Raw genomic sequence first — 25,223 nt, 5'->3', positions numbered from 1 at the left:
CATTGTGGACGCGTGCCGGGGCCGCTTGTGGGCCATCACACCGCCAGTACGCCGAATTGTGGCCCCTCAGCGAGTAATCTGGACTCATCATGACTGATTCCCTTTCGCTGCGCGCCCTCACCCTGGCCCTGACACCGGCAACGCTGGCGGAGCTTGGCATCGTTGCACCCGGCGCACTTTTAGACTCGGGCTCCGCTGAATCTCCTGATGGGCCGCTGTGTTGGTTGCGCCGCGGCGAAGGCCTGGTGGGCTTTGGCGAAATCGCATCCTTCACTGGCACCGGCGCCTCCCGATTTTCCGACGCCGAACAGTGGTGGAAATCCCTCCTGGCCACCGCGGAGGTGGACGATTCCATCCGCATGCCCGGCACCGGCGCCATGGCTTTTGGCTCCTTCGCCTTCTCCACCACGAGCGCCTACGAATCCGCGCTGATCGTCCCGGCCCTAGTGGTGGGCTTCTCCGCGGGCACCGCCTGGCTGACCCAGCTCTCCTTGGACGGCATCACGCCCACCGAGAAATCCGCACTGGCCCTCCTGCGGCAACTGGGCTCCTCTTCCACTCCCTCGTCCTTTGAAAGTTCGACGCCGGGCACCCCCTCCGCGGGCACCGTGCGTTCCGGTGCGCTCAGCGAAGAGCAATGGAAGGAGTCCGTCCGCTCCGGTGTTGCGGCCATTGCCCACGGAGGCTTGGAAAAAGTGGTCCTCGCTCGCGATGTGCTCGCAACACTCGAGGAACCGGTGCGCAGAGTTTCAATTCTGCAACGATTGGTGGGCCTGTACGACGAATGCTGGACCTATGGCGTCCGCGGTTTGGTGGGGGCCACGCCCGAGATCCTCATCAAGGTGGACGGCTCCACAGCCCAGGCTCGCGTACTTGCCGGAACCCTTGACCGTGAAGACGAACCGGCCGGTTCCACCGGCTTTGCCGACTCGGTTTTGGGTGGCTCCATCAAACAGCGTCAGGAGCACGATTTCGCCGTTCGCTCCCTCATCCGGCAGCTCGCCCCCTTTGCCACAGACATGTCTTTCCCGGCGGAGCCATTCATTTTGGAACTACCCAACGTGTGGCATTTGGCATCCGATGTGAGCGCCCAGCTGGCCAGCTCCAACGGGCACGTGCCTTCGTCTTTAGCCCTAGTTGAGGCCTTACACCCCACTGCTGCCGTGTGCGGAACGCCTCGGGAAGAAGCTGCAACTCTCATCCTCCAACTGGAACAGATGGACCGCGGACCTTATGCCGGTCCTGTCGGCTGGCTCGATGGGGCTGGCAATGGCGAATGGGGTATTGCCCTGCGTGGAGCGGTGTTGGAGGACTCTCACAGCGTGCGGCTCTATGCCGGCGCAGGCATCGTGGAAGCCTCCGATCCTGAGGCCGAACTGGCTGAGACGTGGGCAAAACTTCGGCCAATGCTGCAGGCCCTGAACCTGCCAAACCACCCTTAGATCACCCTTGACAGTCCGGGATTTCAGACAGAAATCCTCCTAAATCTCTTGCCCGGGATCACAGAAAGTTGTTCAATAGTGAAATCTTGTTGACTGTGAGGCAAGTCACCGAGGGTTACACTAGATGTCAAATGCTGGCTCCTTAGGGACTACACAAAGGGTAAAAAATGCACAACTCTTCCAAGCTGGGTCTGCGATTCGCCGCCGTCCTCGCCGTTGCGGCTCTCGGACTGACAGGCTGCACCACAGCGTCACAGGATGGCGGCACGGAAAGTAGCTCAGGAGCTTCGCAAGCTGCCGCTTTCGATCCCACCACGGTGGCCAAGGATGATGCCCTCATCGCGTTGCTGCCAGCATCACTGAAGGACAAGGCCACTCTTGAAGTAGGCTCCGATACTTCCTATGAGCCGGCCGAGTTCCTGGACAAGGATGGCCAGACTCCCATCGGCTACGACGTGGATATTGCCAAGGCCATCGCGGCCACGCTCGGCAAGAAGGCCGTTGTCCACACGGCGGACTTTTCCTCGATCATTCCAAAGATCGGTAGCGTCTACGATCTCGGTATCTCATCCTTCACCATCAACCCCGAGCGCTCCAAGGCTGTGAACTTTGTCAGCTACTTCAACGCTGGCGTTCTGTGGGCCGTGCAGAAGGGCAACCCCAAGGGCATCAGCATGGATGACCTGTGCGGGAAGAAGATCGGCGTCCAGACAGGCACCGTTGAGGAGGATCCGGATGTCAAGGATCGTTCCGCCAAGTGCGTGGCTGACGGCAAGCCGGCCATTGACATTGTTTCCCTGAAGAACCAGACCGATGTCACCACGCGTTTGGTTGGCGGCACCATTGACGCCATGAGCGCCGATACCCCCATCATCAACAATGCCTTGGCCAAGACCAACGGCCAGCTGGAAACTCTCGGTAAGGCGTACGATTCCGCAGAGCAGGGCATCGCCATCGCCAAGGATGACGCAGCCTTCGCCGCGGTCATTGAGAAGGTCATGAACAAGCTCATCGAGGATGGCAGCTACACCAAGATTCTTTCCACGTGGAACAACCAGGACGGCGCATTGACCAAGTCCGTCTTGAACCCGACGGCGGGCTAAAGCCTTGAGCCGACAATCATCATTCCGGGCTTCCCGCGGCCCGGGCTCGGACGTGGAATTGATTGACGCAATTCCCGTCCGGCACCCGTGGCGGTGGGTGGGCGCGGCTGTCATTCTGCTGGTGGTTATTCTGGCCATTCAGTCAATGACGACCAATCCCAAGTTCTACTGGGGTACGTTCCGGACCTATGTTTTTGATGTTCTTGTCATTCAAGGTGTGGGCTGGACGCTGGTCCTGACCGTTTCTTCCATGGTCATCGCCATTGTGTTGGCGATCTTGTTGGCATTCATGCGCCAATCAGACAACCCCTTGTTTAGGTACGTCTCCTGGGTGTGGGTCTGGTTCTTCCGTGGAACGCCCGTCTACACCCAGCTGTTGTTTTGGGGATCTGTTGGCGTGCTTTACCCTAAGATCATTCTCGGAGTCCCATTTGGGCCTGAGCTTCTTTCTTGGGACACGGCCACTGTCATCAACGCCACTGTCGCCGCCATTGTTGGTTTGGGTTTGAATGAATCCGCGTACCTGGCAGAGATCTTCCGCGCTGGTCTGAAGTCCGTGGACAACGGCCAGATGGAAGCCGCCGAGGCCCTCGGTATGCGCCGTTCCAAGGTCATGTGGCGCATCATTTTGCCCCAAGCCATGCGCGTCATCATCCCACCCACAGGCAATGAGACCATCGGCATGCTCAAGACCACCTCGCTGGTCTTGGCTGTTCCTTTCACCTTGGACCTGACGTTTGTGACCAACGCATTGGCTAGCCGTACGTTCCTGCCCATCCCACTCCTCATGGTTGCTGCGTTCTGGTACCTGGTCATTACCTCGGTATTGATGGTTGGCCAGTATTACATTGAACGGCACTTCGGCAAGGGAGTAGACAACGTCATGAAGGCGCCAGTCAAGGCCACTGCCGCCGTGGCAGCTGCCAAGGCCACCGCGCCAACCACCACCGATGACACCACGGAAGGCGGCAAGTCATGACCGATACCGCTTCAGTGACCAACTCTCACGCAGCCGCAGTAAAACCCCTGGTAGAGATTCAGGGGGTCCACAAGTTCTTCGGCGATCACCATGTGCTCAAGGGCATCGACATGACGGTCAACCCCGGGGAAGTTTCCGTGATCATTGGCCCGTCAGGTTCGGGAAAGTCCACCCTGCTGCGTTGTATCAACCTTCTGGATACCCTCAGCGCAGGCCGCATCTACGTGCACAATGACCTGATCGGCTACCGGGAGGTCAACGGCAAACTGCACGATCTGAACACCAAGCAGATCGCGGCCCAGCGCCGTGAGATCGGCATGGTGTTCCAGCGTTTCAACTTGTTCCCGCACAAGACTGCCCTGCAAAACGTGATTGAAGCACCTACCCAGGTCAAGCGTCAGTCCAAGGCAGCTGCGAAGTTGAAGGCACTGGAACTGTTGGAGATGGTGGGCTTGTCCGACCGCGCCAACTTCTACCCATCCCAGCTTTCCGGCGGGCAGCAGCAGCGTGTTGCTATTGCCCGCGCACTGGCCATGGAACCGGAATTGATGCTCTTCGATGAGCCCACCTCCGCCCTTGACCCTGAACTAGTGGGCGACGTTCTGGAAGTCATGAAGAACCTCGCCAAGTCCGGCATGACCATGATCGTGGTAACTCACGAGATCGGCTTTGCCCGCGAGGTAGGCGACACCCTCACCTTCATGGACGGAGGCGTCGTCGTAGAGAGCGGTAACCCGCGCGAGATCATCGCCAACCCGCAGCACCACCGCACCAAGGAGTTCCTCAGTCGGGTACTCTAACAGCTGGAGCCACTGGCGCCGCAGGCCCCTCGCGGGCAGTAAGATTTTTTTCGGTCGCTGGGCGACCTTGAAAATCCATCCCCGCTCCGAGGCCTGTGGCGCCATCGCTGTTCCCACGTCAGATGATCACGCCATCCCCGCTCCGGAAACCCCCTCCAGCTGTCTTCGACTTCCGTTTCCCTGCGCCGGAACCTCGCGTTAGGCCCTACCGGGGCACATCCTCGGCCCTACGTGCAGGTCAGCTGGAGGCTATGGCCTCCGCGATAGTGGCGTGCAGTTCACGCAAGTCGGCACGCTCAGAGGCAACAACCTCAATGACGCACGGCCACAGCACGGGGGCGGCCAGCGCCTTGGCGAGTTGCTCCGCGGTGCCGACCGAAACGTGGCTCCAGCCAAAGGCAGCGGCCAGCGCCCCCAGACTTGCCGTATGGGGGGTCCCAAAGAAACGTTCGACGGCGGCTGTGTAGTTGGGTGCCTCGGCCAGCTTTCCATGCTCCAAGACGGAGAAGATCCCACCACCGCCATCGTTCAGGACGATGACCTGAATCTGGGGCAGCGCCTCCATGGGGCCAATGTTCAGGGCGCCGGAATCGTGCAGGAACGTCACATCACCCAGGAGCACTCGGGTTGTTTTACCGGTGGCGAGCGCCAGTCCCGTTGCCGTCGAAATGGTGCCATCAATCCCGGCCAAGCCTCGGTTGGCGTGCACGGCAGCCCCGTTTTTCACTGTGGGCTGGCCAGCGAGGTCAGCGTCACGGACCGGGTTGGAGGAACCAAGCATGAGGATGCTGCCGGTGTCCTTCTGGGCTGTGTCCCAGACTGCTCGGGCAAGCTGCAGGCCATTGAGGGTGCTTGCGGCGGCGAGTTTTCCGCCCCCTGGCCTCCCGCCTGTGTCCTTGCTGGTGCCCGCCAATTCGGAATCGAGTGCCAATTCTGCCTGTTCCCCTGCCCACTGCCACGCCTGCAACCATCCGTCGGGGCCGCGGCCGGCAAAGCCAAGCAACTGATCCCATTGGGTCAGGATCAGTTCGGTGCGGCGCCCGGGCTCAAACCACGGCACAGGTGCAGGCACGAAGAGAGCCCGTTCCAGATCCGTGCGCGCCAGTAAGGTGCTGATTTGGCGCGACAGTGTGGGGCGTCCGAAAACCACCACACGTTCGATGGGAAGAGCACTCTCGGGCCCAAATTTATCCAGCAGCATCCGGTACGGGCCAATAGCGTTGGGGCCAAACCGAGCGTTGGATGAGGGCTCGGCTAGCAGCGGCAGGCCAAGCATCCGGGCAAAGTGTTCGGCCTCGGGACCGGCTCCATGTCCGGCAACAACTACCGTTCGGTGACTAGACGAGGGACCAGACGCGGGACCATCGGAGGAGCTGGAGAATGGCTGGAGCGGGCCCTCTGCGAGATAACCGGCGTTGGTGCCGTCACCAGGCTCGGGAGCCGCCTCGGTGCCGCTGACCGCAGCGGCGGTGACGGCGTCGTCCGTGTCCGCATCTGTATCTGAGACTGCTTGGGCTGCCAGAAGGAGCTCATCCGTGATCCCAGCCGCGGCGTCAGGGGTCTCGATGACCGGGAGCAGCCGCTCCCATTCGGAGCCGTCCAAGGCGGGGGTCAACGGGTCCCGGAAGGCCAAATTGACCTGCACCGGGCCAGCCGGAATGCCTTCGAGCCGTCCAAGAGCAGCCGTCAGGGCGGTGGATATTGCGCTGGAGGGATCGCTCCCCGCGGCAACGTCGGTAGCGAAACGCACGTGATCGCCGAAGAGATCCAGCTGGAACGTGGTCTGGTTCGCCCCGGTGCCGCGAAGCTCTTCGGGACGGTCGGCGGAGAGCACCAGCAGCGGCACGCCAGCGTGGTTGGCCTCCATGACGGCCGGGAGCAAGTTGCCCACGGCGGTGCCTGACGTGGTCACAATTGCCGCAGGGCCCTTGGTGCCCAGGGCCAGCCCGAGCGCGGTGAATCCGGCCACGCGCTCGTCGATCCGCACATGAGCGGTGATCCGCTGATCGGCTTGCGCCTCGGCCAGGGCGTACACGAGCGGGGCGCTGCGAGAGCCGGGGGCCACCACCACGTGGCGCACTCCGGCACGTTCGAGCGCATCAACAACAAAGCGGGCAGCATCCATCGAGCTCAGTAAAGTCACACTCTAACTGTAGCCACCCAAAGCAGGGTGCCGGGCGCTGTGCGAACGCCCGCACGGGCCTCAATTCAGGGAATCACCCCACACGTGTTCAAAGATCAGGTTGGTTTGGGTCGCGGCCACGGCTGGATTGGAGGAGAGGTGTTCAAGGACGAACTCGCGGACGTGAGCGGTGTCTCGAACCTTGACGTGAATCAGGAAATCATCGGTGCCCGCCAGCACAAAGAATTGCGAAATATCTGCCACAGATCGAAGGTCTTCGGCAAATGATTGCATCAGGTGTCTGGCCCCCGGTCGCAGCCGCACACTGATGAGAGCCTGCAGCGAGCGCCCCAGCGCCTCCGGGTCAACGTCAATAGTGAAGCGCTCAATGACACCTGTTTCCTTGAGCGCCTTGAGTCGGGCTAGACAGGTGGAGGGGGCGATCCCCAGTGCATCGGCCAGCGACTGGTTGGTGGCACGTGCGTCCGCAACCAAAAGACTGAGCAATTTGTGATCCAGGGCGTCCAAAGGTGGCCGTATTTTCTTCGGTTCCGGCATGGTTATGGCTCCTTGGTGCGGGGGAAATCTTCCAATTATGGGCTTCTGTCCGTAGATTCTACGTGGACTCTGGCGTTAATTGACAGAAACTGCAAACCTTGTGACACCCACCACAGCAGCTTTCAAAGGAAAACCCATGATCGTCTCAGTCCCCAAAGAAATCAAGAACAACGAGTTCCGCGTTGCCATCACCACGGCCGGAGTTCATGAGCTCCGGGAATCGGGGCACCAGGTTCTGATTGAGGCTGGCGCCGGCATCGGATCGGGCATCAGTGATGAGGACTACGCACTGGCCGGGGCTGAGATTCTCGTTGACGCCGATGAGTTGTGGGCACGCGCGGATATGGTCATGAAGGTCAAGGAGCCAATCAAATCCGAGTACAGCCGGTTCCGAGAAGGTCTCATCCTCTTCACCTACCTCCATTTGGCGGCGGAACCGGAACTCACGCAGGCACTGATTGACGCTGGGGTTACGGCGATCGCCTACGAAACCGTTCAGACCGCAAACCGGTCGCTTCCGCTACTGGCCCCCATGTCAGAAGTGGCGGGACGGCTTTCCGTGCAGGTGGGCGCTGCATCCCTGATGGCCCCCGCCGGCGGCCAGGGCATTCTCTTGGGCGGGGTTCCGGGCGTCCGTCCGGCAAAAGTTGTTGTGCTCGGCGCCGGGGTAGCCGGGTCCAACGCGGCAGCGATGGCCATGGGATTGGGCGCCGATGTCACCATTTTGGACATCAACACCAACCGGCTGCGTGAACTTGATGCGCAATACCAGGGCCGTCTCAAGACCGTCGCGTCCAACAAATATGAGGTGGAGAAGTCAGTCATTGACGCCGATCTTGTCATTGGCTCGGTTCTCATCCCCGGAGCGAAAGCCCCCAAGCTCGTGAGTAATGATCTGGTCTCCCGGATGAAGCCCGGCTCCGTGTTGGTTGATATTGCGGTGGATCAAGGCGGCTGCTTTGAGGACAGCAGGCCCACCACGCACCAGAACCCGACCTTTACGGTGCACAATGCCTTGTTCTACTGCGTGGCCAACATGCCTGGCGCTGTCCCCAACACGTCCACCTACGCGCTGACCAATGTCACCCTGAGGTACGCCCTTGCCTTGGCCAATGATGGTGTGAAAGCGGCACTCCACAATGATCCGGCCTTGGCTCTAGGACTGAATGTAATTGGCGGAAAAGTGACGCACCCTTCCGTGAGCAGCGCGCACGGGCTTGAGCTATGGGCGTGGCAGGACCTCCTACAGCAGAGCGTGGCAGCGGCGTAGGCGCTCCATCCACCAGTCGCGGCGTTCGGCGGGTGCGGCAAATAGCTCCAGCAGCTCGGGGTTGGCCACCACCTCGCGTGGGTGCATGCCGCCGTCCTCCGCCACCAGGCTTGGCTCGGCAATATCGCCGGCCATGAGGGATACCGTGCCAAGCCCGCAAGCGTAGGGAAGTTCAGGCAGCGCGGCGGCAAGCGCCAGGCCGGTGCTAATACCCACTGAGGAGTCCAGGGCCGAACTCACCACAGCAGGCAGCCCCGCTTCAGCCACAATTTCCAAAGCGCGACGCACGCCACCCAGCGGCGCGGCCTTGATCACCAAGAGGTCCGCCGCTCCGGCGCGGGCCACGGCGAGGGGGTCGGTGGCCTTGCGGACGCTTTCATCGGCGGCAATGAGTACCGAGCCGTTCAACGCGCGGCGCACAGCGGCCATCTCGGCAATACTGGCCACCGGCTGTTCAGCGTATTCGAGCCCGAACACGGAGAGCAGTCGCAGCGCTCGCACAGCCTGATCCACGTCCCAGCCGCCATTGGCGTCAATGCGAATCTTGGCGTCCGGCAGCAAATGCCTGACGGCGCCAACCCGCGCGGCGTCATCTCCCAGCGACTGGCCTGCCTCGGCCACCTTGACCTTCACCGTTTGAGCCCCGTCAAAATTCTCCAGCACGGACGGCACTTGTTCGGAGGAGACGGCCGGAACCGTGGCATTAACCGGCACCCAGTCACGCACGGGGGCGGGGTGCCCAAGCCAGCCGGCTTCCAAAGCCGAGGCCAGCCACCTGGCAGACTCGGCGTCGTCGTACTCTACAAACGGCGAGAATTCGGCCCATCCGGCAGGACCGGAGAAGACCATGACCTCACGCACTAACACGCCCCGAAATTTCACCTTCATGGGCAAGGCGACAACATGGGCGTTGGCAAGAATTTCATCCAGCGGGGGGAAGGTGAGCATGATTTCACTGTACCGCGATGGTCAGCGTGCTCCCATGAACATGTGGGAACCTTAAGTCAATGAATACCCACGCTGCCCTGCACCGCACCGGATCCGGCGGTCCAACCCCCGCGCGCATCGCCACATGGCCTTTTGTGTTTGCGGCGATCATCAGCTTGGCCGGGATCATCCTGAGCTACCGCTTCTTCGTCAACACCACCACGGGCCAGTTCTTTGACGAGTCCGCACTGGTTGAGGCCGCCGTGGCGCAGTCCAAAATTGGGGTCCAAACGGCCAAGGTACTAGACCTTTTGCCGGTTACCTCCTTGGTGATCGCCCTTGTGATGGTGCTCTTTGTCACGCTGGCCAGGCGGCGCTGGAAGGCTGCCGGGATCGCACTGGCTGCGATGGTCGCCGCCAATTTGTCCACTCAGCTGATCAAGGCGGGCCTGCCCGATCGGCCGGATCTGGGTGTGCCCACGCTGGCGTTGAATTCGCTGCCGTCCGGGCACAGCACGCTGGCTGCCAGTGCCGCAGCCGCCGTGTTCCTGGTGGTCTCCCCCCGATGGCGTCCCGCGGCGGCATTTGTGGGTGGCAGCTACGCCGTTCTCGCTGGCATCTCCACCCTCATCAACCAATGGCACCGTCCGGCCGACGTCCTTGCCGCATTCTTCGTCGTGGCGTTCTGGACGTCATTGGGGGCGCTGGCCGTCATGCGAACGGGGCCAAGCTGGAACGTGTGGTTGGGTTCGCACATGCACTGGGCCTCGGCCCGCGGGTGGGTTCTGACCACGGCCATTTTGACACTGCTTTCCGGGCTGGCAGTGGCCCTGCTCGTGTGGCAGTTATCGGCCCCCGCGGCCACCAGCACCACCAAATACTTCCTTGCCGGTGTGGGGCAAATTGTGGTGGGCGGCTATGGTTTGACAGTTGCTGGCACGCTGCTGCTGACCTTGCCAGTACGACGCCGGTCCAAACGTTCTTAGCGCCCTGACCTTGCGCTGGGGTTCTTAGCGCTGAATGACCTTGTTGCGAGGAATGGAATACGCCAAGACTGCCGCCGCTGCCAGTCCCAGCACTCCCGTTGCGGCAATGCCGAAGGACAGCGTGATCAGGGCCGTCAGCCCCGCAAGAATGGCTGGTCCGCTGGAGCCACCAGCATCAGCCATGAACCGCCAGATGCCGAGGAATTGAGCCCGTCCGTGCCGCGGTGCGTAGTCGGCCCCCAGCGTCATGATCAGCCCCGATCCGATGCCGTTACCAAAGCCAATCAACAAGGCCACCATCAGTAGCGAAGCCGCCCCAGATGTCAGCGGCATCAAGATCAAAGCAGTACCCATGAGCACCATGGACGGGATGGCCACCGCGTTGCGTCCCTTCTTATCCATGACCTTTCCGGCCGGATAAAACACCAGCATGTCGATGGCGCCGGACAAGCCGTAGATCAGGGAGGTGGCGGCCGGACTCAGGCCTAAGTTATCCGCCCACAAAGGCACCACCACTTGCCGGGCTGAACGCACGGCACTCACCAGCAGAATTCCGATCCCCACGCTGAGCAAGAGCGAACGATTGGCCGCAACCAAGGAGCCCACTGTTGGGGCCGGTCCTTTGATCTTTTCCTCCCGGTCACTGACCAGATCCGGCAGCCATAAGGCCAGAGCTCCAGCCGCCGCTATGGAAACTGCGGCCACCCAATACGCTCCGGAGAGTCCCACCAGGTGGATCACCAACGCGCCAATGAACGGTCCAACAAAGAGGCCAATCCGCCCCACGCCGCCCAACGTTGACATGGCGCGGGCGCGCATGAGCGGCGGTACGGCCTCCGTGAGATAGCTCTGGCGGGCTAAGTTAAAAACGGCCGCGGCTGCGCCAATCAGCAGCACGCCGATGGCAAAGAGCCACAGATCGGTGGCGAAAACACACAGCAGCAGGGCTATCAAGCTGAGCACCGCTGCCCCGACCATGCCCAGCCGCTCACCGAACTTGGCGGTGAGCAAGGAGGCCGGAATATTGCTGATGAGTGAGCCAATCCCGATCAGTGCCACCACCAAGGCTGCACCAGCCAAGGACGATCCCATGTCACGGGCGCTCAGCGGAATGATGGGCAAAATGGCACCTTCACCTATGCCAAACAGCAGCGACGGTCCATAGGCAGGAACGGCAATGGACCAGAGGCTGAATTCGGTAGGCTGCGCTGATTTTTTCACTTCCCCCACTGTAGCCTTGTGCCGCTCAGGGTGAGGCCGCGCTCTGCGGGAGGCGCTGCTCAGGGTGACTCGCCGCCCAGCGGAGACGGCCTAGGCGCCGGGACCCGCTTTCACGGTATTGGCGAGTTCTGCGGCAAACGCAGCATTCACGGGCTGGCCATGGCCTGGCACCATGAGCGGATACATGGCATCCATGGCGCCGAGTTTGCGCAAGACGGCCGCCCATTCCTTCGGGAACGATCCCTCAAATTGCGGTTCTGCGCCCTCTTCCAGCACGTCGCCGGCAAATAGCACACCGGGGGCGCCCACCATCAGATCACCATTGGTGTGACCGCGACCCAGACAGAATAACTCCACGCTGACTTCGCCAAGGTCCAGCACCACCGGTGCCCGCCGGATCAAATGCGTGGGCAGCACAATCTCCGTCTGTGGCCCCAGGCCGGCAGCCATCTCCGGTTCCAGGCCTGCAACCTCTGCCCGCTGGGACTCCCCCGTTTCGGCCATGCCGCGAGCGGTGGCGGCGTGCGCCCAAAACTGAGTCCCGGCCTCGTTCAGGGCACCTTCAGCACGGAAGACGGCGTTGCCGAAGAAATGGTCCCAATGAGCGTGGGTGTTGGCGATGACGAGGGGTAGCGCAGTCAGTGTGCGCACCGCGGCGAGGATCTCGGTGGCATGGCGCGGCCCGGCGCCAGTGTCAACCACCAAAGCCCGCTCGGAGCCCACCACCAGACCGATGTTCACCAGCGCCCGGGCGGCATTGCTGGCAAGCACGAAACTTCCGCCGCCTAGGTTCCGCCATGGATTAGCCAGCTCGTTTGTCATGTTCCGACCCTAGCCCTACCCGGTGACAGGTGACAGGTGGCCGGCTACAGCCAGCCAGCCAGGTTACAGATCGGCCAGCACACCGGCAGGGTTTTCCATGGCGTCGGCCACGAATCGCAGGAAACCGGCGGCGACGGCGCCGTCACAGACGCGGTGGTCAAAGGCCAGCGTCAACTCTGTCATCTTGCGCACTCGCAGTTCTCCGTCAACCACCCACGGCTTGTCAATGATGCGCCCCAGTCCCAGCATCGCGGCCTCGGGATAGTTGATGATGACTGCCGAGCCATCCACGCCCAGCACCCCGTAATTGTTGATTGTGAACGTGCCACCGGACAGCTCCGCGGGGCTCGCCCGGCCGGCCCGGGCCGCAGCCGCCAGCTCAGCGATGGCACCGTGAAGCTCCCGCGCCGTGCGACCCTGCGCATTCCGCAACACCGGCACCATCAGGCCCCGCTGCGTCTGCACCGCAAAACCTAAGTTGATGCCGTCAAAAGCGACGAGCTCGTCTGTGCCGTCGTGATTCTCCAGCGACATGTTCAATTCCGGAAAATTGGCCAGCCCCGCCGCAACAAAACGGGACACAAAGGCCAATACACCGGGCGCGCGTTCGCCCAGTCCGGCGCGCATTTCCAGCAGGGCCGTCGCGTCCACATCCACCCAGACCGTGGCCTCCGGAATCTCCCGCCGGCTGCGCAGCAGCGACGCGGCGGCTGCCTTTTTCATGCCGCTCAGCGGAACCCGTGCTGTCACGCTCAGCCCCGTACGTTGATGAACGACGCCGGACACCTCCGCCGCGCCTTCCCGCACTTCCCGCACTTCCCGCACTTCCGGTGCCTCCCGTGGCTCAGGTGCCTCACGTGCCTCCGGCACGTCCCGCGGTGGTGGCGAGCCAATGGCAGCAACCACATCCGTGCGAAGGATGAGACCGTCCTCGCCCGAACCGTGGATGTCCGCGAGCGCGATTCCGTGATCGTTGGCAAGTTTCCGTACCACCGGGGAAATGACCAACGGCGCAGTATGGGCGGCGGTGGCCAACGATGGCCGACGGCGTCCGGTTCCCAACGTCTCGGAGGTGCCGTAGCCAATCAGCACGTTGCCCGAGCCTTCCGGCTTTGCCTGCTGAGTTTCAGCGGAGGTGGACTCACTGAGGTGCTCAGGTGCGGATGTCGCTGGTGCTCCGTGCTCGGCTTCTACCTCGAATTCTCCCTCTGATCCCGGCGCGGCAATCGTGATCAACGGCTTGCCAACCTCCATGACGTCCCCTTGGGCACCGTGCAGGGTTGTGACAGTTCCTTCAAAGGGTGAGGGCACCTCCACTACTGACTTGGCGGTTTCAACTTCGGCGATGGGCTGGTCAACCTCCACCCTCTCGCCGACAGCCACCAGCCAGGTCAGTAGCTCGACCTCCACGAGTCCCTCGCCGAGGTCCGGAAGGAGGAATACTTGCTCAGTTGTCTGCACGCTCATGATTGCTCCCATTGCAGCCGGTCCACGGCGTCCAGAATCCTGTCAACGCCGGGAAGGTAATAGTGTTCCAGTTTTGGTGCCGGGTAGGGGACATCGAAGCCTGTCACCCGCAGCACCGGTGCCGCCAGCGAATGAAAACAGCGCTCCTGAATTCCAGCCGCAATCTCTGCTGCCATCGATGCGAAGCCCGGAGCTTCCGCAATGACCACGGCCCGGCCAGTGGCGCGCACAGCGGCATCGATGGTCGCCTCGTCATACGGGACCAAGGACCGGACATCAATAACCTGCAGTGACCGGCCCTCGGTGGCGGCAGTTTCCGCGGCGGCGAGCGCGGGCGCCACCGACGGTCCGTAGGCGATGAGCGTGGCATCAGTGCCGGCACGGATCACGGCCGCCTGCCCAATGGTTGACGGGCCAGCGGCCGCACCGCCCGTCCTGGCGGCAGAGGCATACCGTGCCCGCAATTCATCCACGTCCACGCTGCCCTTGGAAAAGTACAGCTTCTTCGGTTCCATGAACACCACAGGGTCCGGGGAGGCAATGGCGTCGCGCAGCAGAATGTAAGCATCTGAAATGGTCGACGGCGTCAATACAGTCAATCCCGGAGTCTGGACATAGTAGCCTTCCGAAGAATCGCAGTGGTGCTCCACTCCCCCGATCCCGCCGGCGTAAGGGATACGGATGACCAGTGGCAGGCGGACCCGGCCTCTGGTGCGGTTGCCCATCTTGGCCACATGGCTGGCGATCTGCTCGAAGGCTGGGTACGCGAAGGCGTCAAACTGCATCTCCACCACCGGTCTCATACCGTTGATGGCCATGCCCGTCGCCATCCCGACAATCCCGGATTCGGCCAACGGAGTGTCAAAGCAGCGTTCCTCGCCGAAACGTTGCTTCAGCCCGTCAGTGATACGGAATACCCCGCCCAGAGTGCCCACATCTTCACCGAAAACCAGCACGGTGGGATCTTCTGCCATGGCGTCAGCCATGGCCAGGTTCAGTGCCTTGGCAAAAGTTAGCTCCTGCCGTCCTGAGATTTCCAGGGGTGCGAGCGCTGGGGCGGCCGTCATGACCCCGCCGCCGATCCGCTGCCGCCAGCTGCGCCAGCCGCAGAACCAGAACCATCTGTACCACCAGCCACGGCTGCCAGTTCAGCGGCGAGTTGACGGCTCTGCTTGCGCAGTTGCGGCGTGGGTTCGCTGTAGACAAAGCGGAACATGTCCAGTGGATCAGGCGAGCTGGGCGCATTGAGCCCGTCCCGCAGCGCTTTCGCCACACTATCCGCAGCCACAGTGAAAGCCTCCGCTTGCTCAGAACTCAACTCTCCGGCGTCGGACAGGTACTTGTGCAGGCGCTTCAGGGGATCCTTGGGTACCCACTGCGCCACCTCCTCGGCGGAGCGGTAGCGGGTGGAATCATCGGCATTGGTGTGGGCTTCCATCCTGTACGTGTGCGCCTCGATGAGGGCCGGCCCGCCGCCTTTTCGCGCACGGTCAACTGCCGTACCCAGCACCGTCAGCAGCGCAGCCAGGTCATTGCCGTCAACGCGCTCACCGGGCATCCCGTAACCGATGGCCTTGTGGGCCAGCGACGGGGCAACGTTTTGGTGGATGAGCGGGACTGAAATTGCGTACTGGTTGTTTTGGATGAGGAACACGGCAGGGACGTGGAAGACGGCGGCAAAGTTCAGGGCCTCGTGAAAGTCACCCTCACTGGTGGCCCCGTCGCCGCACATGGCCAGCACCACGGTGTCCTCGCCGCGCAATTTGGCCGCATGCGCCACGCCAACGGCGTGCAGCAATTGCGTGGCCAGGGGCGTGGTGGGCAGTGCGGTGTTGTAGTCGTACGGGTCAAAGCCGCTGTGCCAGTCGCCGCGAAGCGATTCGAAGGCTTCGTTGGCGCTCACGCCGCGCCCCATGATGGCCACGGTGTCCCGGTAGCTTGCGAACAGCCAGTCGCTGCGGTCCAGAACCATCCACGCCGCCACCTGGCAGGCTTCCTGCCCCAGCGATGATGGATACACGGCCATGCGTCCCTGCCGCACCAACGCACCGGCCTGCTCATTAATCCGCCGCCCGAGGACTAATCCCGCATAGCCTCGGCGCAAGGTTTCCGTCGAGGGCATGGGATAGCTGTCCTTGAAGTTCCCGGCGTTGCGCCCCACTTCGCGACTGCGCAAGGTGCCCTCGGGGGTGATCAGCTGGACCGGATCATGTGAGGGCAGCAGGTATTCACCGTGCTGGCCGGTCAGCAACGCGGCATTTCCCGGGTGGTCCATAAATTCTGGGTGGTTCGTCATTGAACACTCATTCCTTCCGCAGCAATAGAAACAGCCAAAGATGTTTCGCTAACTTCAGTATGCAATTACCAAAGGACTGTCGCCTTAGATGCCAAAAACCCTGGAACTTTTGTCTCATTACCCCTAGCCTGAAAGACATAATCACTAGGAGTGCCATGGAATCGAATACACCCGTGCCCCCGGAATCTGTCCAGCTGGATGAGATCGACCGCCTCATCCTCGCCGAACTCACAAGGGACGGGCGCAGCTCCGTCAGCGCAGTGGCTCAGAACGTGCACATTTCACGCGCCCACGCCTATGCCCGCATTGGGCGGCTGACGTCCTCCGGAGTACTGAGCAAGTTCACCGCGCTCATTGATCCGGTGAAGGCCGGGCTGAAGTCGAGCGCTTACGTGACCTTGAAGGTCAGCCAGCATGGGTGGCGGGAATTGCGCGAGCAGCTGCGGGCCATCCCCCAGGTGGAGCACATTGCCTTGGTCGGCGGTGATTTTGACGTCATTTTGCTGGTGCGAGCGCAGGACAATGAAGGCTTGCGCCGCGTGGTCTTTGACCAGCTGCAATCCATGCCCGGCGTACTCGATACCCAGACACACCTCATTTTCGAGGACCTCGACACCCGGTGAGCCACCCCATGAACCAACGTGCCTGTTTTCTTTTGCCCGCCGCGGCTACGCTGAACCCATGACTCCCACACCGGCAAATACCGCAGCGAAAGCCACCGAATTGCTCCGACTTCATCAGGATCCAAAAATCCTGCAGTTGATTAATGTCTGGGATGCCATCACGGCAAAGGTCGTGGCAGATCTCCCCGGAACCCAGGCACTGGCCACTGCCAGTCACTCCATTGCCGCATCCTACGGCTACGAAGACGGCGAACACATCCCGGTAGCCACCATGATCGAAGCCGTGGGCCGCATTGCCGCGGCCACCGAGCTGCCGGTTTCGGCTGACCTTGAGGCCGGCTACGGAAATCCGGGCGAGACCGTGCGTCGGGCCATCGGCGTGGGGATTACAGGTGCCAACATCGAGGATCAAATGCGCCCGCTCGCGCAGGCCGTGGCGCAAATGAAGCAAGCCGCCGACGCCGGAATTGCCGAGGGCATTGACTTTGTTCTCAATGCGCGGACAGACGCGTTCCTGCGCGGTGCCGACCACGACCCCCGCGAGGTCCTTGAGGCAGCTATTGAACGTGGCCGTGCCTATCTTGAGGTCGGAGCCGCCTGCATCTTCGTCCCCGGCAAACTGGATGAGCCCACTGTCAAGGCTCTCGTGGCTGGTATTGGGCACGGAAAAGTCAGTGTCATCAACGTCCCGGGATCGCTGTCTCCGGCCACCCTTCAGGAATTGGGTGTGGCGCGAATCTCCTACGGCCCCTGGACGCAGCGCGTGGCCCTGACGGCATTGGCTGACGCCGCCACGGCACTCCTCAACAACGGCGCCCTGCCGGAAGGAACCCGTCCCCTGAACTGACTTGTGGTGGCATCGTGGCAGTCAAGAAAGCTGGGACGATGGAGGCATGAAGAATCACCACACACTCCGGGCCGAAGCTGCCGAAACCGCCATTGCCGTTCAGGAAGCTCCGGCCGTTAGCAGGCTGGTCTTCATCGCTGCCGGTCTCGGCGCCCTGCTTTCGGCGCTGATGCTGCTTCTGGGCGCGGGCGACCCGGCCACCATCAGCGCTCCCGTGTTCTTTCTGACACCGCTGGTTCCGGCCATCTGTGCAGCCCTGATCTGGCTGCCACTCTCCTTCACCAAAGGGGCAGGCACGGAGGGAGCGGAGGCCCGCCGCCAGACCATCTCGGCAGCCGGAGTCTTGGTGATCGTGGGTGCCATCTTCTTCTTCGTCGAATGGTCGGCCCGTTTTGAACTGAGCCTGTTCTTTGCACTCCTGCTCTTTGCCTGGGGCAGCCGCTTGAAGCACACGCCGTTGAAGTGGGCGGCCCTGCCCTATTTGGCCGCCGCCATTGCCCTACGCGTGGCCGACTTCCCCGGGGAAGCGTTCATTCTTGTAGCGCTCGGCGTGCTGACAGCGGCATGGCCTTTAGCCGCCCGCCGCCGCTCTCACTCACCCGAGAACGTCATTGCCCCCTAAATTCGGGTTTCCGCTTGGCCGTGAACGCTGCAAAACCCTCCGCGTAGTCGGCCGTTGCGGACAGGGCCACCTGCGCTTCATTTTCATGGCCGACGGCGTCCCATAGTCCCAGCCGCTTCTGACGTATGGCAGCCACAAGGGTTTTACTGGCGTTGAAGGCTTGAGTGGGTCCGGCAGCAGCCTTCGCTGCCGCGGCCCGCGTGAAGTCCAGCAACTCCCCTGCCGGTTTGGCACGGCTGAACAAACCAGCTGCCACAGCGTCCGCACCGCTGATGAGCTCCGAGGTGTAGATCAGGTCCAGGGTACGGTGTGCTCCCAGCGTTTCGGTGAACAACCAGTGCCCGCCGGAATCCAGTGTGGCCCCGAGATTGCCAAAGGGTGAGCCAAACTTGGCATTTTCCGCCACATAAACCACGTCCGTTGCGATCAACAACCCTAGCCCCACACCGAGGCAGGCACCTTGTGCTGCCGCAAAAGTGGGGGCCGGAAAGGCTGCCATCTTACGCAGCAACGGCGTCAACAAACCCTCCAAATAGCGGCGGGCGTCGTCGTTGGCGCCGTCCACCCACGCAATGTCGCGGCCGGCGCAGAACGCCCGTCCCTCTCCTCGGATGAGCAGCGCCCGGACGTTGCCCGCGGAGGCGGCGGCAGCAGCGGCGTCGTACGCGCCATCGAGCTCCCGGAGCCCGGCCTCGTCCAGCGCGTTTAGTTTGTAGGGGGCGTTCAGGACGATCTCGGCAACGCCGTCGGCAATGGAAAGCTCAATCATGTGGGCTCCTTAATTGGATGGGAACAGCGTACGCCCGTCGGGAGCCGGCGCACCCAGTCTCGACATGGCGCCACGCCCGCGTGGGGCCCCGGCCGAGGTACGAGGTTGGGGAGCGGGTGGGGATCGACCACCGAGGCCACCGCCGCCACTGGCGTCAGCCGTCGTAGTCAACCGTGACCTCGGCCGTGGTGGGGCGGGACTGGCAGGTGAGGACATAGCCGGCGTCGACCTCCTCGGGCTCGAGGGCGTAGTTTTCCTCCATATCCACGGTGCCCGAGACTAATTTGGCCCGGCAGGTGCCGCAGACGCCGCCGGCGCACGCGAACGGGACGTCGGGGCGCACGCGCAGTGCGGCGTTGAGAATGGATTCCCGGGCGTGGGTGGGGCTGAGGATGTCGGCCTTGAGTCCGTCCAGGGTGAAGGTAATCTTGTACGTTTCCTCGGATTCGTCCACCAGAACGGGCCGGCCGGCCTGGCCTTCGGGGCGGTCGGGACGGCCCGTGGTGAACAGTTCAAAGCGGACCTGCGCCTTCTCCACCCCGCGGGCGGCGAGGACATCGCGGCACAGTTGGACCAGCTCGAACGGGCCGCACAGGAACCATTCGTCGACGTCGTCGGTATGGATGGCCGTGCCCAGCAGCGCCTCCAGTTTGGCGGCGTCGAGGCGTCCGCTCATGACGGGGGCGATGCGTTGTTCGCGGGACAGCACGTGGTGGAGGGCGAACCGCTGCGGGTACCTGTCCTTCAGGTCCGCCAGCTCCTCCAGGAACATGATGTCCATGGTGGCCTTGTTGGCGTACACCAGGTCAAAGCGGGTCTCCGAGTCTCCGGACAGCAGCGACCGTGCCAGGGCCATGACGGGCGTGATGCCGGAGCCTGCCGCTATGGCCACGTACGTTCCGGCTGAGCGGACCATGACTTCCGGGTGGTTCATGCTGTTGAGCACGTTGGAGACGGCACCGTCACGGTTGGCGCCGCCGTGCTTGGAGATGAAAGCGCCCATGGGGCTCATGACCTCCATGAGCGCCCCCGCGGCAAGTTCCGTGTTGGCCCAGGTGGAGAATTCCCCGCCAAGGTCGCGCTTGATGGCCACCTTAATTTCGGAGCTCCCGTCGTCGAACTGGGTGGGGACTGCGCAGATGGAGTAGCTGCGTCGAAGCTCCCGATCCACGCCCGTGGCATCCGGCATGTGGACGCGCAGGGCCACATACTGGCCAGGCAGGTAGTCGTAGTAGCCGGCTAGTTCGGCCGGCACGGCGAAGGTCACCTCGATGGCGTCGTCGGTGAGCCGGCGGACCTGGGCCACGGTCAGCTCGTGGAAGGAGGTTTTGCGCCGGGCTGCAGCATCAACGGGGACGGTCATCACAGCACCTTGAAGTAGTCGAAGGGTTCCTTGCAGTCCTGGCAGACGTACAGCGCCTTGCAGGACGTGGAGCCGAAGCGGGTCAGTTCCTTGGTGTTCAGGGAACTGCACTGTGGGCATTTGACCTGCAGGGCCAACCGGACCGGGCCGCTGTGGCCGCCCGCGGTGGAATGCCCGCTGGGTGCCGCGATGCCATACTGTTCCAGCTTGGTCCGGCCCTCGGCACTCATCCAGTCAGTGGTCCAAGCCGGGGCCAGCACGGTGAGCACCTCTACTTGGGGGTACCCTTCGGCGGCGAAGACCGTGGCGAGGTCGTCACGGATGGCGTCCATGGCCGGGCAACCCGAGTAGGTGGGCGTGATGGTGATCCGGACAGAAGGCTTTCCGGCAATGGCACCCGGCCCCCCGGCGTCGTACACTTCAACAGCGCGTAGGATGCCAAGGTCGGCGATGGTCAGCACGGGGATTTCGGGGTCGCAGACGCGGGCGGCAATGTCCCAAACTGCCTGCTGCGCAGTTGTTGGGCGGGAGGTTGGCGAGAGGGCGTCCACGGCGATCACCAGCTTGCCCCGGGGAATTCGCGCGCCAGCACCTGCATCTCGGCCAGCACAAATCCCAGGTGCTCGGAATGGCGGCCTTGCCGTCCCCCACCCGTAGCCATGGGATATCCGGAGACGTCCAGTTCAGCCTCGTCCAGGACCTCCGCCGTGGCCCGGTCAAACTCCGCTTTCAGGCTGGAGGGCACAACGCCGGCATCGCCGAGCCTGGCCGTCAAGGCATCGTCCTCGAACAGCTCGCCGGCAAAAGGCCACATCAGCTTCAGCCCGGCGATCATGCGGCGCCGCGATTCTTCGGTACCACCGGCCAGGCGCAACACCCACTGGGTGCTGTGGTCGCGGTGGTAGTCGACCTCCTTGACTGCCTTCGCGGCGATGGCGGCCAGCATGGGGTCGCTGGAGTTGACTAGGGCCCGGTAGAGCGGGAACTGGTAGTTGGCCACGATGAACTGGCGGGCAATAGTGGCCGCAAAATCGCCGTTGGGCTGCTCAAAAAGGTGGGCGGAACAGAATTCCGGTTCACGACGGAAGTAGGCGAGCTCGTCCTCGGTCTTGCCCCACGCGCTGCCCGCGTACGTGAGGAAGGAGCGGGCATGGCCCAACTGGTCGAGGGAGATGTTGCCCAGCGCCACGTCCTCCTCCAACTCCGGGGCACGGGAAATCCAGTGTGCCAGGCGCTGGGCCAGGATCAGCGCGTCATCACCGAGGCGCAACGCATAGTTGGCCACGTCCTCACTGGGTTTCGCGGCGCCCTGTTGTGCGGCCAGGGCGATGTCTTCGGGCCGGAGTGCGTTTCCGGGTGTAATACGGGTGGCGGTGGCGTCGCCGCCCATGCCGGCGCTGATGTCGTGGGAGCCGGTGGATGGGCCCACAGCGGCGAGGGGCCCCTCGTGAGCTTGCGAGCGAGGGGAGCCGCTGGGGACGTGCGAGGACTGGGAGCCGGTGGATGGGCCCACGCCGGCGAGGGCCCCTGGCCGAGGGCCCACAGCGGCGAGGGGCCCCTCGTGAGCTTGCGAGCGAGGGGAGCCGCTGGGGACGTGCGAGGACTGGGAGCCGGTGGATGGGCCCACGCCGGCGAGGGCCCCTGGCCGAGGGCCCACAGCGGCGAGGGGCCCCTCGTGAGCTTGCGAGCGAGGGGAGCCGCTGGGGACTTGCGAGGACTGGGAGCCGGTGGGGATCACAGGTGCTTCACCCCTTCGCTTTTGGTGTAATACGTGGCGTGCCGGTAGTCCTTGCCCTGCGGGGACTCAAAGAAGGAGCCCTTGGCGTCGGGATCTGAGGCGGCAATGGCGTCGGAGGGGACCACCCATATGGACACCCCTTCGTTTCGGCGCGTGTACAGATCGCGGGCATTGCGCAGTGCCATGGAGGCATCGGGAGCGTGCAGGGATCCTGCGTGGACGTGGCTCAGTCCGCGGCTGGAGCGGACAAAGACCTCCCACAGGGACCAGCGATGGGCACCTTCCCCAGGTGCCGGCGTCGTGCTTTCGGTGGATTCTTGGGGGCTCATGTTTAAGCTGCTACTTTCTGTGCGTGCTGCGCGGCCTGCTTCTCCGCGTAGGCCGTAGCGGCCTCCCGGACCCAGGCTCCGTCTTCATGGGCGGAACGGCGGCGCTCCAGGCGCTGCGCATTGCAGGGTCCGCGGCCAGCCAAAACCTCCTTGAATTCTTCCCAGTCGAGGGGTCCGTGCTCCCACTTTTTGGTGTCCTCGTTGAACCGGACCTCGTCGTCCGGGAGTGTCAGGCCGAGCACCCTGACCTGCTCGACCAGCATGCCCACAAAACGGTTCCGCAGCTCGTCGTTGCTGAAGCGCTTGATGTTCCATGCCATGGACTGCATGGAGTTGGGCGAATCGTCATCCGGCGGGCCAAACATCATCAGCGACGGGGCATACCAGCGGTTCACGGCGTCCTGGGCCATAGCCCTTTGCTCGGGGGTGCCATTGGCCAGCTCGAGCAGGATCTCGAATCCCTGGCGCTGGTGGAAGGATTCCTCCTTGCACACCCGCACCATGGCCCGGCCATAGGGTCCGTAGGACGCCCGGCACAGGGGAACCTGGTTGCAGATGGCAGCGCCGTCCACCATCCAACCGATGGCGCCCATGTCCGCCCACGTGACGGCGGGGTAGTTGAAGATGGAGGAATAGCGGGCCGCACCTTTCACCAGCGCATCCATCATCTCGTCGCGGCTGGTGCCCAGGGTCTCGGCGGCGGAGTACAGGTATAGCCCGTGACCGGCCTCGTCTTGGACCTTCGCCATCAGGATGGATTTGCGCTTCAGGCTCGGCGCGCGGGTGATCCAGTTAGCTTCCGGCTGCATGCCAATGATCTCCGAGTGCGCATGCTGGGAAATCTGGCGCACCAGCGAACGGCGGTACGCGTCGGGCATCCAGTCCTTGGGCTCCACGCGGGAATCCTTGCCCAGGATGCGCTCAAAGTTCTCGGCTCCGGCTGCGTCCACCTCGGACTGCGCTTCGTGTGCCATGGCATCTCCTTCAGGTTGCTGCCGGAATTAATTACCGACCGTTCGTTCAGAATATAGTGGACTTCGTGCCCCGTCAATCAGTATGCCGACAGATGGCCGAGCATTGACAGAACCGCCCGGGAGGGTATTACCTAATGAACATTCGGTTAGAAAATGTGAGGAGTGGCCAATGGCGTCCATCGACCCGGGAGTTGACCACCCAATGCTGGCCAACGACCCCGCCACCGAGTGGCTGGGCATCGAACTGCTGGCCCTGGGCGACGGCCACGCCAGAATTGCCATGACGCTGCGCCCCGAAATGATGAACGGCTTCGGCATCACCCACGGCGGCATGATCTTTGCCTTCGCCGATTCAGCCTTTGCCCTGGCCTGCAATTCCGCCACCGCCGACGGCAGCACGGTCACCGTTGCCGCCGGCGTCGACGTCAACTTCCTGGCCCCGACCCGCGCGGGCCAGCGCATCACCGCCGTTGCCAACCGCCGCCAGCAAAACGGCCGCAGCGGCCTGTACGACGTCCAGGTTTTCAGCGGAGACAGCCTTTCCGACGACGCCGGCAGCACGGTGGTTGCCGAATTCCGTGGCCGCAGCCGGACCATCCCCAACCGCCACACCAACTAGAAGGGCCCGGCCTCCATGACCGCTTCCACCCCTAACGCCCCCTCCGCCCTGGACGCCGCAGAGCTCATGAGCCGCGACCAACTCGAGGCGCTGCAACTCACCCGGCTGCAACACACGGTGGCCTACGCCTACGACAAAGTGCCGCTGTACAAGCGCAAATTTGATGAGACGGGAGTCCATCCCTCGGACCTGCGCGAGCTCTCCGATCTTGCGAAGTTCCCCTACACCACCAAGGAAGACCTGCGCCAGGAGTACCCGTTTGGCATGTTTGCGGTGCCGCAAAGCGAGGTGGTGCGCATCCACGCCAGCTCGGGCACCACGGGCCGCCCCACAGTTGTGGGCTACACGCGCAACGACATCAACGTCTGGGCCTCCCTGGTGGCCAGGTCCATGCGAGCCTCCGGCGTCCGCCCGGGCATGTTGGTCCACAACGCCTACGGCTATGGCCTGTTCACCGGCGGACTCGGGGCCCACTATGGAGCCGAGGCGCTGGGCACCACCGTCATCCCCATGTCCGGCGGACAGACGGAAAAGCAGATCCAGCTCATCACCGACTTTGAGCCGGACGCCATCATGTGCACACCCACCTATCTTTTGACGATCATGGACGCCATGATCCACCGCGGCATCGACCCACGCGCCACGTCACTGAAGTTTGCCGTGTGCGGCGCCGAGCCGTGGACCGAGGAAATGCGCCACGAGCTTGAACAAGGGCTGGGCATCGACGCGTGCGACATCTACGGGCTCTCAGAAGTCATGGGGCCGGGGGTTGCCGGGGAATCCGTGGAGACCAAGGACGGAAACCAAATCTGGGAGGACCACTTCCGCCCGGAGATCATTGACCCCTTCAACCCGGCCATCGGGGCCGATGCAGTGCTGCCGGACGGCCAGGAAGGCGAACTGGTGTTTACGGCGCTGACCAAGGAGGCGCTGCCGATCATCCGCTACCGCACCAAGGACCTGTCCCGCCTGCTGCCGGGCACGGCTCGTCCGTCCATGCGCCGGATGGCCCGCATCACCGGGCGTAGCGACGACATGATCATCCTTCGCGGGGTCAACCTTTTCCCCTCCCAGATCGAGGAAATCGCCCTGCGCATCCCGGCCCTGAGCCCGCATTTCCAGCTGGAGCTGAACCGCACGGGGCGCATGGACGAGATGACTGTCCACATCGAGCCGCGCGAAAACACGACACCGGCCGAGCGCACCGCTGCCGGCTTGGCCCTGAAGGAGCAGATCAAGATCCATGTGGGTACTTCCTGCACCATCGACGTCGTCGAACCCGGGTCCCTGGCCCGCTCCAGTGGCAAGCTTCGCCGGATCTACGACAACCGCCCGAAAGTCTGACA

General features: G+C 63.0%; 25 protein-coding genes. 11 read left to right on the top strand and 14 right to left on the bottom strand.

Annotation, left to right across the window (positions count from 1 at the left end):
* The first annotated feature begins 89 nt into the window (after positions 1-89).
* From AS189_RS04390 to AS189_RS04375, 4 genes are all read left to right on the top strand, one after another.
* Entirely contained in the window at positions 90-1,442 is a 1,353-nt protein-coding gene (locus AS189_RS04390; RefSeq protein WP_082634069.1) for an isochorismate synthase, read from the top strand.
* Between the two features lie 167 nt (positions 1,443-1,609).
* Complete coding sequence (locus AS189_RS04385; protein WP_062286500.1) at positions 1,610-2,545, top strand: ABC transporter substrate-binding protein; 936 nt, start codon at positions 1,610-1,612, stop codon at positions 2,543-2,545.
* A gap of 4 nt (positions 2,546-2,549) precedes the next feature.
* On the top strand, positions 2,550-3,524 hold the full coding sequence (locus tag AS189_RS04380) for an amino acid ABC transporter permease (protein ID WP_082634068.1): 975 nt from the start codon (positions 2,550-2,552) through the stop codon (positions 3,522-3,524).
* Positions 3,521-4,324, top strand: a complete 804-nt coding sequence (locus AS189_RS04375) for an amino acid ABC transporter ATP-binding protein (RefSeq protein ID WP_062286499.1) — start codon at positions 3,521-3,523, stop codon at positions 4,322-4,324. Before AS189_RS04380 ends, AS189_RS04375 begins: the two co-directional genes overlap by 4 nt.
* 238 nt (positions 4,325-4,562) lie before the next feature.
* On the opposite strand, the gene menD is transcribed toward AS189_RS04375, so the two are convergent.
* Together menD and AS189_RS04365 are read right to left on the bottom strand one after the other, a co-directional pair.
* The gene (gene menD, locus AS189_RS04370) at positions 4,563-6,449 is read right to left on the bottom strand and encodes a 2-succinyl-5-enolpyruvyl-6-hydroxy-3-cyclohexene-1-carboxylic-acid synthase (RefSeq protein ID WP_062286498.1); all 1,887 of its coding nucleotides are present in this window, start codon (positions 6,447-6,449) and stop codon (positions 4,563-4,565) included.
* Positions 6,450-6,527: 78 nt separating this feature from the next.
* Positions 6,528-7,004, bottom strand: a complete 477-nt coding sequence (locus tag AS189_RS04365; RefSeq protein WP_062286497.1) for an Lrp/AsnC family transcriptional regulator — start codon at positions 7,002-7,004, stop codon at positions 6,528-6,530.
* A gap of 136 nt (positions 7,005-7,140) precedes the next feature.
* On the opposite strand from AS189_RS04365, the gene ald reads away from it, so the two are divergent.
* Positions 7,141-8,274 carry an alanine dehydrogenase gene (ald, locus tag AS189_RS04360; protein ID WP_062286496.1) on the top strand — a complete coding sequence of 378 codons (1,134 nt, stop codon included), beginning with the start codon at positions 7,141-7,143 and terminating at the stop codon, positions 8,272-8,274.
* On the opposite strand, the gene AS189_RS04355 is transcribed toward ald, so the two are convergent.
* A complete protein-coding gene (locus AS189_RS04355; RefSeq protein WP_062286495.1) occupies positions 8,248-9,222 on the bottom strand; it encodes an o-succinylbenzoate synthase in 975 nt (324 codons plus the stop codon). The two genes, ald and AS189_RS04355, sit on opposite strands and share 27 nt — an antisense overlap.
* A gap of 59 nt (positions 9,223-9,281) precedes the next feature.
* Between AS189_RS04355 and AS189_RS04350 the strand changes: the two genes are divergently transcribed.
* A complete protein-coding gene (locus AS189_RS04350) occupies positions 9,282-10,187 on the top strand; it encodes a phosphatase PAP2 family protein (protein WP_062286494.1) in 906 nt (301 codons plus the stop codon).
* 24 nt (positions 10,188-10,211) lie between these two features.
* Here AS189_RS04350 and AS189_RS04345 read toward each other — a convergent pair whose 3' ends face one another.
* From AS189_RS04345 to AS189_RS04325, 5 genes are all read right to left on the bottom strand, one after another.
* On the bottom strand, positions 10,212-11,408 hold the full coding sequence (locus AS189_RS04345) for an MFS transporter (protein ID WP_062292930.1): 1,197 nt from the start codon (positions 11,406-11,408) through the stop codon (positions 10,212-10,214).
* A 90-nt stretch (positions 11,409-11,498) separates the two neighbouring features.
* The gene (locus AS189_RS04340) at positions 11,499-12,230 is read right to left on the bottom strand and encodes an MBL fold metallo-hydrolase (RefSeq protein ID WP_062286493.1); all 732 of its coding nucleotides are present in this window, start codon (positions 12,228-12,230) and stop codon (positions 11,499-11,501) included.
* A gap of 63 nt (positions 12,231-12,293) precedes the next feature.
* Entirely contained in the window at positions 12,294-13,697 is a 1,404-nt protein-coding gene (locus AS189_RS04335; RefSeq protein WP_237759968.1) for a dihydrolipoamide acetyltransferase family protein, read from the bottom strand.
* The gene (locus AS189_RS04330; protein WP_062286491.1) at positions 13,694-14,764 is read right to left on the bottom strand and encodes an alpha-ketoacid dehydrogenase subunit beta; all 1,071 of its coding nucleotides are present in this window, start codon (positions 14,762-14,764) and stop codon (positions 13,694-13,696) included. Before AS189_RS04330 ends, AS189_RS04335 begins: the two co-directional genes overlap by 4 nt.
* Positions 14,761-15,972, bottom strand: a complete 1,212-nt coding sequence (locus AS189_RS04325; protein WP_237760040.1) for a thiamine pyrophosphate-dependent dehydrogenase E1 component subunit alpha — start codon at positions 15,970-15,972, stop codon at positions 14,761-14,763. The genes AS189_RS04330 and AS189_RS04325 overlap by 4 nt, the downstream gene beginning before the upstream one ends.
* A 176-nt stretch (positions 15,973-16,148) precedes the next feature.
* Here AS189_RS04325 and AS189_RS04320 point away from each other — a divergent pair, with 176 nt between their 5' ends.
* Genes AS189_RS04320 through AS189_RS04310 form a run of 3 tightly spaced genes read left to right on the top strand, consistent with a single transcriptional unit; the run spans position 16,149 to position 18,085 of the window.
* The gene (locus AS189_RS04320) at positions 16,149-16,616 is read left to right on the top strand and encodes an Lrp/AsnC family transcriptional regulator (protein ID WP_062286490.1); all 468 of its coding nucleotides are present in this window, start codon (positions 16,149-16,151) and stop codon (positions 16,614-16,616) included.
* A 58-nt stretch (positions 16,617-16,674) separates the two neighbouring features.
* Positions 16,675-17,463, top strand: a complete 789-nt coding sequence (locus AS189_RS04315; RefSeq protein ID WP_062286489.1) for an isocitrate lyase/PEP mutase family protein — start codon at positions 16,675-16,677, stop codon at positions 17,461-17,463.
* 46 nt (positions 17,464-17,509) lie between these two features.
* A complete protein-coding gene (locus tag AS189_RS04310; protein WP_062286488.1) occupies positions 17,510-18,085 on the top strand; it encodes a hypothetical protein in 576 nt (191 codons plus the stop codon).
* Here AS189_RS04310 and AS189_RS04305 read toward each other — a convergent pair.
* The 6 genes from AS189_RS04305 to paaA form a co-directional block, all read right to left on the bottom strand.
* The gene (locus AS189_RS04305; RefSeq protein ID WP_062286487.1) at positions 18,072-18,854 is read right to left on the bottom strand and encodes an enoyl-CoA hydratase/isomerase family protein; all 783 of its coding nucleotides are present in this window, start codon (positions 18,852-18,854) and stop codon (positions 18,072-18,074) included. The two genes, AS189_RS04310 and AS189_RS04305, sit on opposite strands and share 14 nt — an antisense overlap.
* 154 nt (positions 18,855-19,008) lie before the next feature.
* Entirely contained in the window at positions 19,009-20,217 is a 1,209-nt protein-coding gene (paaE, locus tag AS189_RS04300; protein ID WP_062286486.1) for a 1,2-phenylacetyl-CoA epoxidase subunit PaaE, read from the bottom strand.
* On the bottom strand, positions 20,217-20,777 hold the full coding sequence (gene paaD / locus AS189_RS04295; RefSeq protein ID WP_062286485.1) for a 1,2-phenylacetyl-CoA epoxidase subunit PaaD: 561 nt from the start codon (positions 20,775-20,777) through the stop codon (positions 20,217-20,219). Before paaD ends, paaE begins: the two co-directional genes overlap by 1 nt.
* Positions 20,774-21,607 carry a 1,2-phenylacetyl-CoA epoxidase subunit PaaC gene (gene paaC / locus AS189_RS04290; RefSeq protein WP_082634486.1) on the bottom strand — a complete coding sequence of 278 codons (834 nt, stop codon included), beginning with the start codon at positions 21,605-21,607 and terminating at the stop codon, positions 20,774-20,776. The genes paaD and paaC overlap by 4 nt, the downstream gene beginning before the upstream one ends.
* A gap of 344 nt (positions 21,608-21,951) precedes the next feature.
* A complete protein-coding gene (gene paaB, locus AS189_RS04285; protein ID WP_062286483.1) occupies positions 21,952-22,284 on the bottom strand; it encodes a 1,2-phenylacetyl-CoA epoxidase subunit PaaB in 333 nt (110 codons plus the stop codon).
* 2 nt (positions 22,285-22,286) lie between these two features.
* On the bottom strand, positions 22,287-23,258 hold the full coding sequence (paaA, locus tag AS189_RS04280) for a 1,2-phenylacetyl-CoA epoxidase subunit PaaA (RefSeq protein WP_062286482.1): 972 nt from the start codon (positions 23,256-23,258) through the stop codon (positions 22,287-22,289).
* 169 nt (positions 23,259-23,427) lie between these two features.
* Between paaA and paaI the strand changes: the two genes are divergently transcribed.
* Both paaI and paaK read left to right on the top strand, forming a co-directional pair.
* Positions 23,428-23,877: a hydroxyphenylacetyl-CoA thioesterase PaaI gene (paaI, locus tag AS189_RS04275; protein WP_062286481.1), complete on the top strand. Its 450-nt coding sequence runs from the start codon at positions 23,428-23,430 to the stop codon at positions 23,875-23,877.
* Between the two features lie 15 nt (positions 23,878-23,892).
* The gene (paaK, locus tag AS189_RS04270; RefSeq protein ID WP_062286480.1) at positions 23,893-25,221 is read left to right on the top strand and encodes a phenylacetate--CoA ligase PaaK; all 1,329 of its coding nucleotides are present in this window, start codon (positions 23,893-23,895) and stop codon (positions 25,219-25,221) included.
* The last annotated feature ends 2 nt before the right edge of the window (positions 25,222-25,223 follow it).

The sequence above is a fragment of the Arthrobacter alpinus genome (assembly GCF_001445575.1).
In the GTDB taxonomy this organism is placed as follows: Bacteria; Actinomycetota; Actinomycetes; order Actinomycetales; family Micrococcaceae; genus Specibacter; species Specibacter alpinus_C.
Note: the sequence above shows the minus strand (reverse complement) of the source record. Positions and strands in the feature narration are given on the sequence as shown.

Excerpts from the sequence above, each read along its gene's own strand:
- AS189_RS04390 (WP_082634069.1), top strand. The coding sequence starts at position 90 with ATGACTGATTCCCTTTCGCTGCGCGCCCTCACCCTGGCCCTGACACCG.
- AS189_RS04385 (WP_062286500.1), top strand. The coding sequence starts at position 1,610 with ATGCACAACTCTTCCAAGCTGGGTCTGCGATTCGCCGCCGTCCTCGCC.
- AS189_RS04375 (WP_062286499.1), top strand. The coding sequence starts at position 3,521 with ATGACCGATACCGCTTCAGTGACCAACTCTCACGCAGCCGCAGTAAAA.
- menD (WP_062286498.1), bottom strand. The coding sequence starts at position 6,449 with ATGGATGCTGCCCGCTTTGTTGTTGATGCGCTCGAACGTGCCGGAGTG.
- AS189_RS04365 (WP_062286497.1), bottom strand. The coding sequence starts at position 7,004 with ATGCCGGAACCGAAGAAAATACGGCCACCTTTGGACGCCCTGGATCAC.
- ald (WP_062286496.1), top strand. The coding sequence starts at position 7,141 with ATGATCGTCTCAGTCCCCAAAGAAATCAAGAACAACGAGTTCCGCGTT.
- AS189_RS04355 (WP_062286495.1), bottom strand. The coding sequence starts at position 9,222 with ATGCTCACCTTCCCCCCGCTGGATGAAATTCTTGCCAACGCCCATGTT.
- AS189_RS04350 (WP_062286494.1), top strand. The coding sequence starts at position 9,282 with ATGAATACCCACGCTGCCCTGCACCGCACCGGATCCGGCGGTCCAACC.
- AS189_RS04340 (WP_062286493.1), bottom strand. The coding sequence starts at position 12,230 with ATGACAAACGAGCTGGCTAATCCATGGCGGAACCTAGGCGGCGGAAGT.
- AS189_RS04335 (WP_237759968.1), bottom strand. The coding sequence starts at position 13,697 with ATGAGCGTGCAGACAACTGAGCAAGTATTCCTCCTTCCGGACCTCGGC.
- AS189_RS04330 (WP_062286491.1), bottom strand. The coding sequence starts at position 14,764 with ATGACGGCCGCCCCAGCGCTCGCACCCCTGGAAATCTCAGGACGGCAG.
- AS189_RS04325 (WP_237760040.1), bottom strand. The coding sequence starts at position 15,972 with ATGGACCACCCGGGAAATGCCGCGTTGCTGACCGGCCAGCACGGTGAA.
- AS189_RS04320 (WP_062286490.1), top strand. The coding sequence starts at position 16,149 with ATGGAATCGAATACACCCGTGCCCCCGGAATCTGTCCAGCTGGATGAG.
- AS189_RS04315 (WP_062286489.1), top strand. The coding sequence starts at position 16,675 with ATGACTCCCACACCGGCAAATACCGCAGCGAAAGCCACCGAATTGCTC.
- AS189_RS04310 (WP_062286488.1), top strand. The coding sequence starts at position 17,510 with ATGAAGAATCACCACACACTCCGGGCCGAAGCTGCCGAAACCGCCATT.
- AS189_RS04305 (WP_062286487.1), bottom strand. The coding sequence starts at position 18,854 with ATGATTGAGCTTTCCATTGCCGACGGCGTTGCCGAGATCGTCCTGAAC.
- paaE (WP_062286486.1), bottom strand. The coding sequence starts at position 20,217 with ATGACCGTCCCCGTTGATGCTGCAGCCCGGCGCAAAACCTCCTTCCAC.
- paaC (WP_082634486.1), bottom strand. The coding sequence starts at position 21,607 with ATGGGCGGCGACGCCACCGCCACCCGTATTACACCCGGAAACGCACTC.
- paaB (WP_062286483.1), bottom strand. The coding sequence starts at position 22,284 with ATGAGCCCCCAAGAATCCACCGAAAGCACGACGCCGGCACCTGGGGAA.
- paaA (WP_062286482.1), bottom strand. The coding sequence starts at position 23,258 with ATGGCACACGAAGCGCAGTCCGAGGTGGACGCAGCCGGAGCCGAGAAC.
- paaI (WP_062286481.1), top strand. The coding sequence starts at position 23,428 with ATGGCGTCCATCGACCCGGGAGTTGACCACCCAATGCTGGCCAACGAC.
- paaK (WP_062286480.1), top strand. The coding sequence starts at position 23,893 with ATGACCGCTTCCACCCCTAACGCCCCCTCCGCCCTGGACGCCGCAGAG.